Source organism: Pseudophaeobacter leonis (assembly GCF_002087335.1).
Taxonomy (GTDB): Bacteria; Pseudomonadota; Alphaproteobacteria; order Rhodobacterales; family Rhodobacteraceae; genus Pseudophaeobacter; species Pseudophaeobacter leonis.
Genome location: NZ_MWVJ01000090.1, coordinates 1 through 14,372 on the forward strand (window position 1 = coordinate 1; position 14,372 = coordinate 14,372).

A 14,372-nucleotide genomic window follows, 5' to 3' on the forward strand; every position below is an offset into this window, starting at 1 on the left:
CCCGGGGTGCTTCAGGGCGCGCGGCCTGAGATTGGGGGCTGCAGAGACCGGCCGGGACCCGCCTATGGGCGCAGGGTAGGGCTGAAATTTTTGCAGCCTTGCCGGTGCATGACCTGTTCAATCGGGCTGCGACATAGTAAACCCTTCGCCACATAGTGCCCTTTTGGCGCGTCCTGTTCCGAATCTGTCACAAACCTGCAAACAAATTTGCTGCTGAACTGGGAAACCGCCGGTTTCTCACTAAATAGAATGTTCGTGTTTCTAAAATAGCGACTCAAGTGGATCACACTCCGAATGCAAATTTTCACCACACCTCGTTCTGTCTTTGCTGCATTGGCTGTGATCTTGTCATTGGCGGGCTGTGCCACCCAAAGCCCCGAGGCAAAGGCGTCTGGCGAGATCTTTGATCCCTACGAGAACACCAACCGGGCTGTTCACAGCCTCAACCTTGTGGTCGACCGCTTTGCGTTTCGGCCGGCCTCAAAAGGCTATGTGGCGATTGTCCCCGAGCCAATGGTCAACAGTTTTGCCTATTTCTCGGAAAATCTGTCGCTGCCCGGTCAGGCGATCAACGCCTTGCTTCAAGGCAACCCAAAAGAAGCCGGACAGGCTATGTTCCGCTTTGCTGTGAACTCAACGATCGGCTTTCTTGGCCTCGCGGATCCTGCATCAGAGTTCAATATTCCGGTGGGCGATACCGATTTTGGTGAAACCCTTGCCGTTTGGGGCGTCGGCGAAGGCGCCTATGTGGAACTGCCGGTTTTTGGCCCCTCTACCGCCAGAGATGCCACAGGTATTGTTGTCGACTTCTTTACCAACCCCGTTGGATACGCTCGGAACAATCCCGCTCATAACATCAGCCCAATCGCTGAAGTGGTGCGTCGCATGGGAGACCGTGGCAGATATACCGATACCATAGATTCGCTTCTCTATGAGAGTGCTGACAGCTATGCTCAGGCCCGCCTGCTCTATCTGCAGAACCGCCGGTTCGAGCTGGGGGAAAGCGCCGAAATCAGTGAGATCGACCCCTTTGAACTGAATACCGAAGGATTTTAAAAGATGTATCGTCGTAGCTTTTTGACCGGCCTCACCGCGAGTGCAGCCCTGGCGCCCGGTGCTCTCTGGGCTTTGAATGAAAACGGCGCCAGCACGCTGATCAACAGCCTGGTCACCGACATCAATAGCGTCATCGCATCGGGCAAGTCCGAGAACGGCATGTTCCGGGAGTTTGAACGCATCTTCAAGCGCTACAGCGACACATCCTATATTGCGGCCTATGCCTTGGGGGTTGATGCCCGGCGCGCGACATCGTCGCAGAAAAGAGACTTCTCCAAGGCGTTCCAGGCCTATATTTCGCGCAAATATGGCAAGCGCTTTCGCGAATTCATTGGCGGCAGCCTTGAGGTCACCGGCGTGAAGCGCGTGAAGAAGTGGTACGAGGTGAGCACCATCGCCCACCTGAAGGGTCAGTCCCCCTTTGAAGTGACCTTTTTGGTCTCTGATCGCTCTGGCAAGGATCTTTTCTTCAATATGTACATTGAAGGGGTGAACCTGCTGCTGACTGAACGGACCGAGATCGGTGCCATTCTGGATCGCAACAAAGGCGATATCGACACCATGATCGCTGAGTTGAAGCGTCAGAGCTGAGGCTAGCCTGTTTCGCGGGCCAGCCTGGCGTTGCGAGACAGGGTTATGACTGACACATTAAAAGGCTCCCCAGCGGGAGCCTTTTTGCCGTTCTGGGAGACAGGTACAGGTCTCTTGTCTGGCCTCTTGTCAGGCCGGATCAATTCTGACCTGTATAATCTGGCCTGATCAATTCTAGCCTGATCAGTTCCGGCCAAATATATCCCGCAGCAATCCGTTGACAGCACGGCCCAGCTCTTGTCCCGGCTTGTTCCGTTCGCGGCGCGGCTGGGCGGGCTGCACCGGCGCGGCAATGGGGTCTGGCGCCAGCATCGGCAGCGGTTTTGGGGTCAGGCCGGCGTGCACCCGCACCATGGCTTCCTGCCAGATCTCGGCCGGAAGGCCGCCGCCTGTGACCCGGCTCAGCGGGGTGTTGTCATCATAGCCCATCCAGACACCGGCAACGTAGTCTGCGGTAAAGCCGATGAACCAGGCGTCCCGCGCCGCCTGCGTGGTGCCGGTTTTGCCTGCGGCTTGCCACCCGGGGATCTGTGCCCGCCGACCCGTGCCCTCAGAGATGACTTTCTCCATCATCCAGACCAGTCGCTGTGCAGCCTCGGGCCGGATAACCCGCTCTCCCATGCCACCGCTACGCCCCATCAGGGCAACATTATCTGTCACCAAACGCAGCTCGTTCACCCCGTAAGGCGTCACCGAAGAGCCGCCATTCAGAATACCGGCATAGGCGCCGGTCATTTCCAGCAGAGTGCTCTCGGACGCCCCAAGCGCCAGGGCAGGCCCTTCGGCCATGGCATTGTCGATGCCAAAATCGCTGGCCACGCGGCGTACCAGATCACGCCCCACCGCCTCGGAAAGTTTCACCGCCGGGATATTGAGAGAGTCGCGCAGCGCTCGGGTCAGAGTGACCTCGTCATAATATTTGCGGGTATAGTTCTTTGGGCACCACTCACCGGAACCCGGAACATCCAGACAATAGGGTGCGTCCAGCACCACATCGAGCGGCGAGTACCCCAGCTCAAGCGCCGTGGCATAGACAAAGGGTTTAAAGGCCGAACCCGTCTGTCGTTTGGCCTGGGTGGCGCGATTGAACACGCCTGATACGCGGGTTTTACGGCCGCCAACCATGGCCCGAACCGCGCCATCCGCGCTCATCACCACAATCGCCGCCTGGGCTTTTGAGCCCTCACGACCCTTGTTTTCAAAAACATAGGTCACCGCTTCTTCGACGGCCGTCTGCAGCCGCTGATCCATGGTGGTGCGGATCACCACATCTTCGGTGGTTTTCACCCCAAAATAGTTCGGCACGCTGTCCATGACCCAATCGGCAAAATAGCCGCCAGCGCGCGCCTCCGCAGCCGAGCTGAGCTGCGCAGGAGCCTCCTGTCCTGCCTGGGTTTCAGCGACACTCAGATAGCCCTGCTCCTGCATCAGGCGCAGCACGGTTGCCGCACGATCCTGCGAGCGCTGCAGATTATTGGTCGGAGCCAGAGAAGAGGGAGCCGTCAAAAGCCCGGCAAGCATGGCGCCTTCTGCCGCGCTCAGCTGGTTGGCGGATTTGCCAAAATAGCGCTGCGCCGCCGCCTCGGCCCCATAGGCGCCGCCGCCCATATAGGCACGGTTCATATAGATAGAGAGGATCTCGTCCTTGCTGTATTTGGTCTCCATCGCCAGCGCATAGATCGCCTCGGTGGCCTTGCGCCACAGCGAGCCCTGACGGCAATCCTTCTCATAGGCGGCCTCATTGTCCCAGTCATCCGGGTCATAGACCCGGCCAAGACAGAGCAATTTGGCAGTCTGCTGGGTGATCGTAGAGCCACCATGACCGGACAGGGGGCCGCGCCCTTCGCTGAGGTTGATCCGCACCGCCGAGGCCACGCCGCGCGGCGAGATGCCAAAATGGCGATAGAACCGTTTGTCCTCGGTGCGACGATGGCGTTTTTCAGATGCGGCGAGACGGTGTCTGCCCGCACCACGCCGCCAAACTGATCGCCGCGCCAGGCAAAGACCTCGCCCTCGCGGTCCAGCAGGGTGACAGAGCCGCGTGCGCGCCCGTCAAGCAGATCGGCGACCTCTGGCAGTTTCAGGTTCTGATAGCCCACAGCCATGGCAACCAGCGTGATGCAAATCATCCCAACCCGCCAGCTGAAGCCCCAGATCAGCCGCAACAGCCAGCGAAACGGCGCCAGCAGGGTGCCAATCAGCCCACGGGGTTTTCGGGCTGGCCGTTTGCGGGATTTCAACGCCGGTTTGGATTTGGCCTGCGATTTGGCCTGTGGTTTGGCCTGTGATCTCGGGCTAGCGGCGGATTTAGGTTTGGCCCGACCGGAAAAAAGACCAAAGAAGCCGCCAGCCGGTTTGGCGCCACGCCCCTTGGCTGACCCCTTCTTGCTGCTTTTTGCATAGCGTTTGTCCGCCACCAGCGGCCGTCGCCCTGATCCCTGCGCCATCTTGAAAATCCTGCCCGGTTTGCCCGTTTTTATCAGTCTAGCGCCTTCACCTGCCTTTGTAGAGAGGCGGTTTATGGGGAATTATCATTTGCTGAACGCCCAAAATATAGGCGCATGCCTAATTTTTCGCATCTTTTTTAAACCTGACGCCAACTGCCACGCCTGCAAAGCCCCCGCTGCGGTTCCCCCGACTCGGCGCCTCAGTTTTTCTGCAGGTGCAAATACGCGGGTGCCCCCCAATGCTTTCGGTGACAGGTGCCCCCCAGAAAGGATGTCGAAATGAAAATGATCATCGCTGCCATCAAACCCTTCAAACTGGAGGACGTCCGCGAAGCACTGACAGGCATCGGCGTCTCGGGGTTGATGGTGTCCGAAATCAAAGGGTTTGGCGCCCAGGCCGGCCATACCGAAATCTACCGTGGCGCTGAGTACGAAGTGAACTTTGTCCCCAAGCTGAAACTGGAAATCGTGGTGCCCGCCACTCTTGCAGATCAGGTGGTTGAAACCATTTCCAGCACCGCCCGCACCGGCAAGATCGGTGACGGCAAGATCTTTGTTATCGACGTAGAGCACGCCCTGCGGGTGCGCACCGGCGAAACCAATCAAGACGCGCTTTAAGCGCCGCATTTGGAGGAAAACTGATGCGTAAACTCTCTCTTTCTCTGTCAGCCCTGGCGCTGACCACCCTGCCGGGCCTGGCTCTGGCACAGGAGACCGCAGCCGCAGCCCCTGCTGATATCACCCCTTATATCTTTACCACCCTGCTGTTTCTTATTGGCGGCTTTATGGTGTTCTGGATGGCGGCTGGCTTTGCCATGCTTGAAGCGGGCCTCGTGCGCTTCCAAGAACGTGACCATGCAGCTAACCCAGTACATCGCGCTGTTTTCAATCGCGGCCATCATGTACTGGCTGGTTGGCTTTAACCTGATGTACCCCGGTGACGCCTGGTCGATCTCTGGCCTGCTTGGCGCCTTCTCACCCACCGCGCTAGAGCCTGTTGGCCTTGCTGCTGCAGACGCCTCGCTGGACTATGCCTCTGTTGGCTCTGACTTCTTCTTTCAGCTGATGTTCTGCGCCACCACAGCGTCGATCGTGTCGGGCACCCTGGCTGAGCGCATCACACTGTGGCCCTTCCTGATCTTTGTTGCCGTGCTGACCGGTGTCATCTACCCAATCGGTGCTTCCTGGCAGTGGGGCGGCGGCTTCCTGTCCGAGATGGGCTTCTCTGACTTTGCCGGCTCTACCGTGGTCCACGCAGCTGGCGGTTTTGCAGCCCTGGCAGGTGCCCTGATCCTGGGCTCCCGTATCGGCAAATACAAAGGCGACAAGACCATCCCAATGCCCGGCTCGAACCTGGCGCTGGCGACCTTGGGTACCTTTATCCTGTGGCTCGGCTGGTTCGGCTTCAACGGCGGATCACAACTGGCGATGGGCACCGTGGGTGACATCTCAGACATCTCCCGCATCTTTGCCAACACCAACATGGCGGCGGCTTCTGGTTCAATCACCGCGCTGATCCTGACCCAGGTCATGTTCAAAAAGCCCGACCTCACCATGACCCTGAACGGCGCGTTGGCCGGTCTGGTCTCGATCACCGCAGGCCCGCTGGACCCAACCCTGTTTGGCGCACTCTGGATTGGTGCTGTTGGTGGCGTGATCGTGGTCTTTGTTGTGCCACTGCTCGACAAGCTGAAGATCGATGACGTTGTTGGCGCCATCCCGGTTCACCTGGTTGCCGGTCTCTGGGGCACCTTTGCGGTTCCCTTCTACACCGCCGACACCTCGTTCATGACCCAGATCACCGGCTTTGTTGCCATCGGTGCCTTCACCTTTATCGTCTCCGGCGTGGTCTGGCTGATCCTGAAGTCAACCATGGGCATCCGCGTCAGCGAAGAAGACGAGATCACCGGTCTCGACATGGCAGAGCTGGGCATGGAAGCCTATCCTGAGTTCAAAGCAGGCTAAACACTGCCTGATACTCCAAACTGATTTACAGAAACGCGGCCCCCCCGGGGTCGCGTTTTTGCTTGTCTGCGCCCCACCACAAGACAGCGCTGGCGAGACAAAAGAAAACGCGCCCCAAGGGGCGCGCTGTGTCAGTTCAGAAATTTCAGGTGTCTGTAATCAGACGCCTGCGTCGATGATTGCCTTGGCCAGCACAGGTATGGTGGCAGAGTTCAGACCCGCGATGTTCATCCGGCTGTCGCCCACCATGTAGATACCGTTATCAACCCGCATTTTCTCCACCAGATCCGGCGTGGTTCCCAACAGCGAAAACATGCCACGGTGCTGGGCAATAAAGGAGAACCGCAGAGCCCGACAGGCGTTGCAGCTCATTGGCCAGATCCTGGCGCAGACCCAGCATGCCAAGCCGCACCTCTTCCAGCTCTGCCTGCCAGTCAGCCCGCAGCGCGTCATCGTTGAGGATCATGGTCACCAGACGCGCGCCATGATCCGGCGGGAAGGAAAAGTTCTGCCGGTTGAGGAAGGTCAGAGTGCCCTGGTTCAAGACCTGCGCCGAGGCATCCTGCGACAGGGCCATCAAAAGGCCGGTGCGTTCACGGTAGATACCAAAGTTTTTCGAGCAGCTGGCCGCGATCAGCACTTCGGGGCAGCTGGAGGCCACCAGACGCACGCCCAGCGCATCTTCTTCCAGCCCGTCGCCAAAGCCCTGATAGGCAATGTCGATCATCGGGATCAGGCCGCGCGCGTTCATCAGGGCAATGACCTCCTGCCACTGGGCCTCGTTGAGATTGGCGCCTGTGGGGTTGTGACAGCAGCCGTGCAGCAGGATCACATCGCCCTTGGCGGCCAGCTTCAGGTCTTCGATCATGCCGTCAAAATTGACGCCACGGGTCTCGCGGTCGAAATAGCGGTAGGTGACGGTCTCGATGCCAACATATTTCAGGATCGACACGTGGTTGGGCCAGGTCGGGTCAGAAACATGCACCTTGGCCGCAGGGTTGGCCATTTTGATCATCTCAAAGGCCTGGCGCACGGCACCGGTGCCGCCGGGCGTGGCGGCCGCTGCGATATTTTCACGCGGCACAACACCGCCCAGGATCAATTTGATCATGGCATCGGAATAGGCAGGATCACCAGCAAGGCCAACATAGGACTTGCTGGTCTGCTCTTCCCAGAGCTGGTGCTCGGCGGATTTGATCGCACGCATCACCGGCGTCAGGCCTTCGGCGTTTTTGTAGACACCGACGCCGAGGTCGATCTTGTTGTCGCGCGGGTCTTCGCGGAACATCTGCATCAGGGCCAGGATTTTGTCAGCTGGCTGCGGCTTCAGGGTTTCGAACATCAGTTCTCTCCGGTTGCAACGGGAAGGGTCGGGAAGGCACCCCATTCCGACCAAGAGCCATCATAGAGCGCGTGATCGGTTTTACCGATCCGCTCCAGCGCAAGGCTCAGGACGGCGGCGGTGACGCCCGACCCGCAGGTGGTAATCGCAGGTTTGCTCAGATCAACACCGGCGCCCGTGAAGATGGCGCGCAGGGCGTCGTCCTCTTTCAGAGTGCCGTCAGCCTGCAGAAAATCGGTGTATGGTGTGTTTTTGGAGCCCGGAATATGGCCCGCACGCAGACCGGCACGGGGCTCTGGCACCTCACCGCGAAACCGGTTGGCGGCGCGGGCGTCAAGGATCTCGTGGTCGCCAAGCTTGGCCGCAGAGGAGACCTGCGTCACATCGCGCACCAGGTGATTTTGCACCCGCACCGTCATGTGACGATCCCGGATCACCGGTGGCAGATCCTCGGTCTCGCGGCCCTCAGCAACCCATTTGGGCAGACCACCATCCAGCACCGCGATATTGCTCTGCCCCATCAGGCGAAACAGCCACCAGACCCGGGCGGCGGATTTCAGACCAGCGCCGTCATAGACCACCACCTGATGCCCATCGCCAACCCCCATGGCGCGCAGACGCGACATGAATTTCTCAACCGGAGGCACCATATGCGGCAGTTCTGAGCGATGAGCAGAGATATCGTCGATATCAAAGAACCGCGCATTGGGAATATGAGCGGCGTCATATTCCGCTTTGGGGTCACGCTCTTCCTGCGGCAGATACCATGAGCCATCCAGCACCCGCAGGTCCGGATCTTTCATATGAGCGGCCAGCCACTCGGTGGATACAAGTGTTTTTGGATCGTCGCGCATCAAAAGCCTCCCCGCACATGCCATTGCGCCTATGCGTACTACCCAGAGTTCGGAGTCGCAAGAGAGGTGGGGCGGGTTCCCGGCATCTCTTGCCCCCGTAGTTCACACCCGTAAGTCACGCCGGTCAGTCACCTCTGTGTGTCGGCAGAGCCTTCAGGGCCTTCCGCCCTAGCGCACCAGCTGCAGATGCGGGCGGCCTGGGCTATACTTCGAGGCTCTGTCGCCGGCAGGAAACCGATCCGCAAAGGACAGGCCCGCGCGGATCACATCCGGATCCATGGTGCAGGCGGACACATCAGCCACCGCGTCACGGGCGCGACCGGTCTCATCACGCCCCCTATGGTGCAGCATGCGCAAAAAGGCCCGCTCGTCCCGGGTGACAAAGCCGCGATCCTCGATCGCCAGCGGATCAATGGCGTTGAATGTCACCCGGCGTGCCTTGCTCGTGAACTGAATCAGCTTAAACAGAGCATTGGCCACCGGCAGCCCCAGCGTCTCTCCCCAGCGCTCAGCGGCAATTTTATAGGCAAATTGCCAGCTCTGCCTTTCAGGCTCAGCGAGGCTCATCATGAAATGGCGCAAAACCGGCAAGAGGCCCTCTTCAAACTCATCCAGATCGCAAAAAGACAGCGCGATTCTGTCGGCTGCCTGTGATGCCTGTGTTTTTGGGTCGTCCTGCGACCGGGAGCTGTTCGCGCTGATCAAGGTGCTCGTCATGGGGTGTCCTTTGGCCCGGTGGCCGAATTTGGCTGAACAAAAAAGAGGCCGGGCGGGATCACATGGGATCAATCTGACTGGGCTGCGCAGTACCTGACAAAAACAATCAGAATACGCAAGCCCCATTTTCCTCCCGCAGCTGCCTGCTTTCTTTTGCAGGAGCCTGCTTTCTTCTGCAGGTGCCTGCGCTGCCCCACCACGCCAGCCGCTCCAGTGTCAGGCGCAGCGCAGCCATGCTGTCAGCCTCTCCCCGCCGGAAAGACTGTGCCGGTTCGAAATATGGGAAGTGGCGCGTCGTGTTGGATCAGACCCGTGGCGAGATCAGCGGTGATCTTTCAGCAGGCGGCTCTTCTGGCGTGACCAGTCACGTTTTGCCTCGGTCTCGCGCTTGTCATGCGCCTTTTTACCCTTGGCGATACCGATCTTGATCTTGGCGCGGCCCTTGTGATTGAAATACATCACGATGGGCACCAGGGTCATGCCCTTGCGCTGTGTCGCGTTCCACATCTCCGAGAGCTGTTTGCGCGAGACCAGCAGCTTACGACGGCGACGTTCTTCGTGTTTGAACATCTTCGCCTGCGAATAGGGCGGCACATAGGAATTCACCAGCCACAGCTCGCCATCCTCAACCGCCGCATAGCTTTCGGCAATATTGGTTCCGCCCTCGCGAAGTGCTTTCACCTCCGAGCCTTCAAGAATGATGCCGCATTCCACGTCATCTTCAATTGCATAGTCAAACCGCGCGCGGCGGTTTTCGGCAATCACTTTGTAATTCGGGTCTGATTTCGTCTGGGCCATGGCAGGCAGATGTAAGCGCCTGTGCGGGCGGGCGCAAGATGACTCAGCGTTTGGAGCTGCGGATAAGGGTGAAGAGGCCACTGCTGACGATCACCGCACTGCCCAGCAGGTGCAGCGTATCGGGGCTTTCGGCAAAGACCACAACGCCCAGCGCCATGGCAAAGACCAGCCGGGTATAGCGAAACGGCGCCACGACCGAGATCTCTCCGTGCCGCATTGCGCCTGTAAGCGCGTTATAGGCCATCACGCCAATGGCAGTGGCCAGCCCCAGATACAGCCAGGCCTCGCCACTGGGCCTGACGGCTCCACCAGTCCAGCCCAGCGCCATACCGCCGGCAATCACCAGCATGGCAAAACCAAACAGCCCCAGTTGCAGATTGCTCATGGATTTGGGCGCTGCCCGCGTCGCAAGATCTCGTCCGGCAAACCCCAGCGTGCCAACAACGGCAAACAGCGAGGCCGCCTCAAAGCCCCCCACACCGGGGCGCAGGATCAGCAAGACCCCGACAAAGCCCAGCCCGATGGCCAGCCACCGCCGCCAGCCAACCCGTTCCCCAAAAAGCACCACCGCGCCGCCCGCGACCACCAACGGTGTGGCCTGAAGAATCGCCGAGGCCGTGGACAGCGGTGTCAGGGCAATCGCCAGGGTATAGCCGAGCCGCCCCGTCACCTCTGCCAGCGCACGCGCCACCAGCGGCCGCGTGCAAAAACCCGGATGCCAAAGAGGCTGACGCTGCGCACGCGCCAGAGCAGCAAAGACCGCCATGCCGCCAAGTCCAAACAAAATCAGCACCTGCCCCACGGGCAATTCCCGCGTCACGATCTTGATAAACATGTCTTCCAAAGCAAAGGTCGCCATGGCCAGAACCATCAGCAAGCTGCCGCGCAGTGTCTCCATCCGGTCTCTCCCTGCGCCCATGCTATGATCTCTGAGGTCTTGGTAGGCGGCCACATTCCTGCCGACAAGGGGCAAGCTGTTTACCAGGCAAAAAACAGTGCCACCCAAGTGCCGCCTATGCGATGTCAGCTGCCCCGACATGACGCGGATAGTGATGCATATTGAGGAATGCCGCACCCTGGGCACCAGCGCGATAGCCATGCGTCTGGTCGGCTTTGAACCGCAGCCCCTCGCCGGTTTTCAACGCAACCCACTGCTCCGCGCGCAACACCTCCAACTCTCCCTGCAGCACAAACACCTCTTCACAGACCCCGGTCTCATGCGGCTGCGAAACATGGCTTTGGCCCGGTTTCAGACTGATCTGAAAAGTCTCCGCCCCAAGGCCCGGATCAAAGGGAAACACGATTTTCACGGCGATGCTGCCGGGAAACTGCACTGTCCTGAAGGTGGCACTCTCTGCTGCCTTCTCCGGGACGGGCTCGCCAATAAGCCGGGACAGCGGCAGGTGAAAGCCCTTGGCTATTTTCCACAAGGTCGCAATCGTCGGGCTGGATTCGCCCCGCTCAATCTGGCCCAGCATGGCTTTGCTGACCCCGGTTGCCGCCGCTGCCTTTGACAGGCTCATACCCGAGGCCGCGCGAATGTTGCGCAGATTAAGCCCGATGGTGTCTTCGGTCATGTTGCGTGCTCCACAGGGGACATTCAGGAAAAGGATCCGGTCAGGATCGTCTAAAAAAAGATCTTGTGCGTTATAGCGCACAGAGCGTAGTGTGCGCTATAACGCACACTACCCTAGCGCAGAGAGACCGAAAGGACACCCCAAATGCTGTCGCAGCTGAAACTATCGCATCTGGCGGCCGGTGCCGTTGCGGTTCTGGTCGGCTATACCAGTTCGGTCGCCATCATCTTTCAGGCCATCGAGGCCGTGGGGGCGACACAGGCCCAGGCCAATAGCTGGCTTATGGCGCTGGGGTTAGGCATGGGGGTCACCAGCCTTGCACTGTCGCAGTGGTTTCGCATCCCCGTGCTCACCGCATGGTCGACACCTGGTGCTGCGCTACTGGCGGTGGGCCTCAAAGATGTGCCCCTTTAGCAAGCCGTCGGTGCCTTTGTTTTCTGTGCATTGCTGCTCACCCTCACCGGCCTCACGGGCTGGTTTGAACGTCTGACCCGCCTTGTGCCCGACAGTCTGGCCAATGCCCTGTTGGCCGGGATCCTGTTTCAGTTTGGCCTGTCGGCTTTTAGCGCCCTCAACGAGGACACGTCTCTGGTCGCGGTGATGGGACTGGCCTTTCTGGCCGGACGTCTGTGGTTTGCACGCTACACCATTCTGGGAGTTCTGCTGGCCGGTGGTCTCTGGGCCGGGCTCTGCGGCAGCTTTGGCGACATGGCACAGCTGAACACCAGCCTGACCCTGCCGCAGGCGGTGCGCCCGGCGTTTTCTTTGCCGGTGCTGATTGGCGTTGGGCTGCCGCTTTATATTGTGACCATGTGTTCGCAAAACATGCCCGGTGTCGTCACCCTGCGGGCCGCGGGCTACACCCCGCCTGTCTCTGCCAGCCTGACAGTCACCGGGGTTGCATCGCTGCTTCTGGCTCCCTTTGGCGGCTTTGCCTTCAACCTCGCGGCAATCACCGCCGCCATCTGCGCAGGCCCCGAAGCCGATGACGGCCCCAAAACGCGCTATCTGGCCAGCGCCAGCGCCGGTGTGCTGTACTGCCTTGTCGGTCTTGGCGGCGCCACGGTGATCAGCCTGTTCCTGATCGCCCCCAAAGCGCTCATCGCGGGTGTTGCCGGTCTTGCGCTGCTGTCGACCATCGGCAACAGCCTGTCACAGGCGCTGCAGGACGCGCGCGGCCGTGAAGCCGCCCTCATCACCTTTATGACCGCCGTTTCAGGCATCAGTTTCTTCGGAATAGGTGCGGCCTTTTGGGCACTGCTGGTTGGGTCTGGTGGTGAATCACCTGTTCAATCGTCAGGGCCAATAGACCCGCAGAAAACCGGCAGCCTCTACAGACCAGTGCCTGGCGGCCACGAAAACACGTCGCTTTGTTTAGAAATACCCGCAGACAAGAGGTCTCACAGAGACAAAAGAACCAAATACCGCCCCCGGATATTGCGTTTATTGCGCAAATCGTGTGTCTGAGGGCAAAGATAAGGGAAACAGCTCAGATGCCATGGTACCGATCCAGAACCTCCACGCACGGCCGTAACATGGCGGGTGCCCGCGGCCTGTGGCGCGCCACCGGCATGCAGGACGATGACTTCGGCAAGCCGATCATCGCCATTGTGAACTCCTTCACCCAGTTTGTGCCCGGCCACGTGCACCTCAAAGATCTGGGCCAGATGGGTGCCCGCGGAGTTGAGGCCGCCGGCGGCGTGGCAAAAGAGTTCAACACCATCGCGGTGGATGACGGTATCGCCATGGGCCACGACGGTATGCTCTACTCGCTGCCCTCGCGCGAAGTGATCGCGGATTCGGTGGAATACATGGTCAACGCCCACTGCGCCGATGCTATGGTTTGTATCTCCAACTGTGACAAGATCACGCCGGGCATGATGATGGCCGCGATGCGGCTGAATATCCCGGTGATCTTTGTCTCCGGTGGCCCGATGGAGGCCGGCAAGATCGACATCGCCGACCTTGATATGAAAAAGATCGATCTGGTTGATGCCATGGTTGCCGCCGCCAGCGAAACCATGACCGACGAGCAGGTCAAGCACATCGAAGAAAACGCCTGCCCTACCTGCGGGTCTTGCTCTGGCATGTTCACCGCCAACTCGATGAACTGTCTGGCCGAGGCTCTGGGTCTGGCGCTGCCCGGCAATGGCTCGACCCTGGCGACGCACGCGGACCGCAAGCATCTGTTTCTTGAGGCCGGCCGCAAAATCGTCGAGATCACCAAACGTCACTACGAGGGCAATGAGGCAGGCCTGCTGCCGCGTGAGATCGCCACCTTTGCGGCCTTTGAGAACGCCATGAGCCTGGACATCGCCATGGGGGGGTCGACCAATACGGTGCTGCACCTGCTGGCGATTGCCCATGAGGGCGAGATCAAGTTCACTATGGACGACATCGACCGGCTCAGCCGCAAGGTGCCCTGCCTGTGCAAGGTCGCACCCAACATCGAAAATGTGCATATGGAAGACATTCACCGCGCCGGTGGCATCTTCTCGATCTTGGGTGAGCTGTCACGCGCCGGCCTGTTGCACGATGACTGCGCCACCGTTCATTCCGCCTCGATGGGCGAAGCCATTGCCAAATGGGACATCAAGGTCGCCAACAACCCCGAGGCGGAACAGCTGTTCAAGGCGGCTCCGGGTGGGGTGCGCACGACGCCGGCCTTCTCTACCGAGAACCGTTTCAAAGAGCTGGACACCGATCGCGAAGGCGGCGTCATCCGCTCCAAGAAACATGCCTTTAGCCAGGATGGCGGCCTTGCCGTGTTGTTTGGCAATATCGCCCTGGACGGCTGTATCGTAAAAACCGCCGGCGTTGATGCCAGCATCCTGCAGTTCACCGGCTCGGCCTATGTCTGCGAAAGCCAGGATGCCGCGGTCAGCGACATTCTGACCGGCAAGGTCAAGGCGGGTGATGGGGTGGTGATCCGCTATGAAGGCCCGCGCGGCGGCCCCGGCATGCAGGAAATGCTCTACCCAACCTCCTACCTGAAATCCAAAGGTCTGGGCAAAGACTGCGCCCT

9 protein-coding genes and 4 pseudogenes are annotated in these 14,372 nt (G+C 59.7%); 6 read left to right on the top strand and 7 right to left on the bottom strand.

Going from position 1 to position 14,372, the window contains the following annotated elements:
• Positions 1 to 294: 294 nt before the first annotated feature.
• Positions 295 to 1,056 (top strand): MlaA family lipoprotein, encoded by a 762-nt coding sequence (locus B4968_RS17815; protein ID WP_083100734.1) that lies wholly within the window; start codon positions 295 to 297, stop codon positions 1,054 to 1,056.
• A gap of 3 nt (positions 1,057 to 1,059) precedes the next feature.
• Positions 1,060 to 1,647: an MlaC/ttg2D family ABC transporter substrate-binding protein gene (locus tag B4968_RS17820; RefSeq protein WP_083100735.1), complete on the top strand. Its 588-nt coding sequence runs from the start codon at positions 1,060 to 1,062 to the stop codon at positions 1,645 to 1,647.
• 183 nt (positions 1,648 to 1,830) lie between these two features.
• Here the strand turns inward: B4968_RS17820 and B4968_RS17825 are convergent.
• Positions 1,831 to 4,094, bottom strand: a pseudogene (locus tag B4968_RS17825) (transglycosylase domain-containing protein).
• A 279-nt stretch (positions 4,095 to 4,373) separates the two neighbouring features.
• Between B4968_RS17825 and B4968_RS17830 the strand changes: the two are divergent.
• Together B4968_RS17830 and amt are read left to right on the top strand one after the other, a co-directional pair.
• Positions 4,374 to 4,712, top strand: coding sequence for a P-II family nitrogen regulator (locus B4968_RS17830; protein WP_083100736.1), 339 nt, complete (start codon positions 4,374 to 4,376; stop codon positions 4,710 to 4,712).
• A gap of 23 nt (positions 4,713 to 4,735) precedes the next feature.
• Positions 4,736 to 6,059 (top strand): annotated as a pseudogene (gene amt, locus B4968_RS17835) (ammonium transporter).
• Positions 6,060 to 6,218: 159 nt separating this feature from the next.
• Here the strand turns inward: amt and B4968_RS17840 are convergent.
• The 6 genes and pseudogenes from B4968_RS17840 to B4968_RS17865 all read right to left on the bottom strand — a co-directional run bounded on the left by B4968_RS17840 (position 6,219) and on the right by B4968_RS17865 (position 11,347).
• A pseudogene (locus B4968_RS17840) lies at positions 6,219 to 7,401 on the bottom strand (amino acid aminotransferase).
• Positions 7,401 to 8,255, bottom strand: coding sequence for a 3-mercaptopyruvate sulfurtransferase (sseA, locus tag B4968_RS17845; RefSeq protein WP_083100737.1), 855 nt, complete (start codon positions 8,253 to 8,255; stop codon positions 7,401 to 7,403). Before sseA ends, B4968_RS17840 begins: the two are co-directional and overlap by 1 nt.
• Positions 8,256 to 8,423: 168 nt before the next feature.
• Positions 8,424 to 8,972, bottom strand: a complete 549-nt coding sequence (locus B4968_RS17850) for a hypothetical protein (protein ID WP_083100738.1) — start codon at positions 8,970 to 8,972, stop codon at positions 8,424 to 8,426.
• 321 nt (positions 8,973 to 9,293) lie between these two features.
• Positions 9,294 to 9,770, bottom strand: a complete 477-nt coding sequence (gene smpB / locus B4968_RS17855) for an SsrA-binding protein SmpB (RefSeq protein ID WP_083100739.1) — start codon at positions 9,768 to 9,770, stop codon at positions 9,294 to 9,296.
• A 43-nt stretch (positions 9,771 to 9,813) separates the two neighbouring features.
• Positions 9,814 to 10,668 (bottom strand): DMT family transporter, encoded by an 855-nt coding sequence (locus B4968_RS17860; protein WP_083100740.1) that lies wholly within the window; start codon positions 10,666 to 10,668, stop codon positions 9,814 to 9,816.
• A gap of 115 nt (positions 10,669 to 10,783) precedes the next feature.
• Positions 10,784 to 11,347 carry a helix-turn-helix domain-containing protein gene (locus B4968_RS17865; protein ID WP_083100741.1) on the bottom strand — a complete coding sequence of 188 codons (564 nt, stop codon included), beginning with the start codon at positions 11,345 to 11,347 and terminating at the stop codon, positions 10,784 to 10,786.
• 144 nt (positions 11,348 to 11,491) lie between these two features.
• On the opposite strand from B4968_RS17865, the pseudogene B4968_RS17870 reads away from it, so the two are divergent.
• A pseudogene (locus B4968_RS17870) lies at positions 11,492 to 12,814 on the top strand (benzoate/H(+) symporter BenE family transporter).
• A 26-nt stretch (positions 12,815 to 12,840) separates the two neighbouring features.
• Positions 12,841 to 14,372 (top strand): dihydroxy-acid dehydratase (gene ilvD, locus B4968_RS17875; RefSeq protein WP_083100742.1); only part of this gene is annotated, 1,532 nt, incomplete at its 3' end.

Excerpts from the sequence above, each read along its gene's own strand:
- B4968_RS17820 (WP_083100735.1), top strand. The coding sequence starts at position 1,060 with ATGTATCGTCGTAGCTTTTTGACCGGCCTCACCGCGAGTGCAGCCCTG.
- B4968_RS17860 (WP_083100740.1), bottom strand. The coding sequence starts at position 10,668 with ATGGAGACACTGCGCGGCAGCTTGCTGATGGTTCTGGCCATGGCGACC.
- smpB (WP_083100739.1), bottom strand. The coding sequence starts at position 9,770 with ATGGCCCAGACGAAATCAGACCCGAATTACAAAGTGATTGCCGAAAAC.
- sseA (WP_083100737.1), bottom strand. The coding sequence starts at position 8,255 with ATGCGCGACGATCCAAAAACACTTGTATCCACCGAGTGGCTGGCCGCT.
- B4968_RS17815 (WP_083100734.1), top strand. The coding sequence starts at position 295 with ATGCAAATTTTCACCACACCTCGTTCTGTCTTTGCTGCATTGGCTGTG.
- B4968_RS17830 (WP_083100736.1), top strand. The coding sequence starts at position 4,374 with ATGAAAATGATCATCGCTGCCATCAAACCCTTCAAACTGGAGGACGTC.
- B4968_RS17850 (WP_083100738.1), bottom strand. The coding sequence starts at position 8,972 with ATGACGAGCACCTTGATCAGCGCGAACAGCTCCCGGTCGCAGGACGAC.
- B4968_RS17865 (WP_083100741.1), bottom strand. The coding sequence starts at position 11,347 with ATGACCGAAGACACCATCGGGCTTAATCTGCGCAACATTCGCGCGGCC.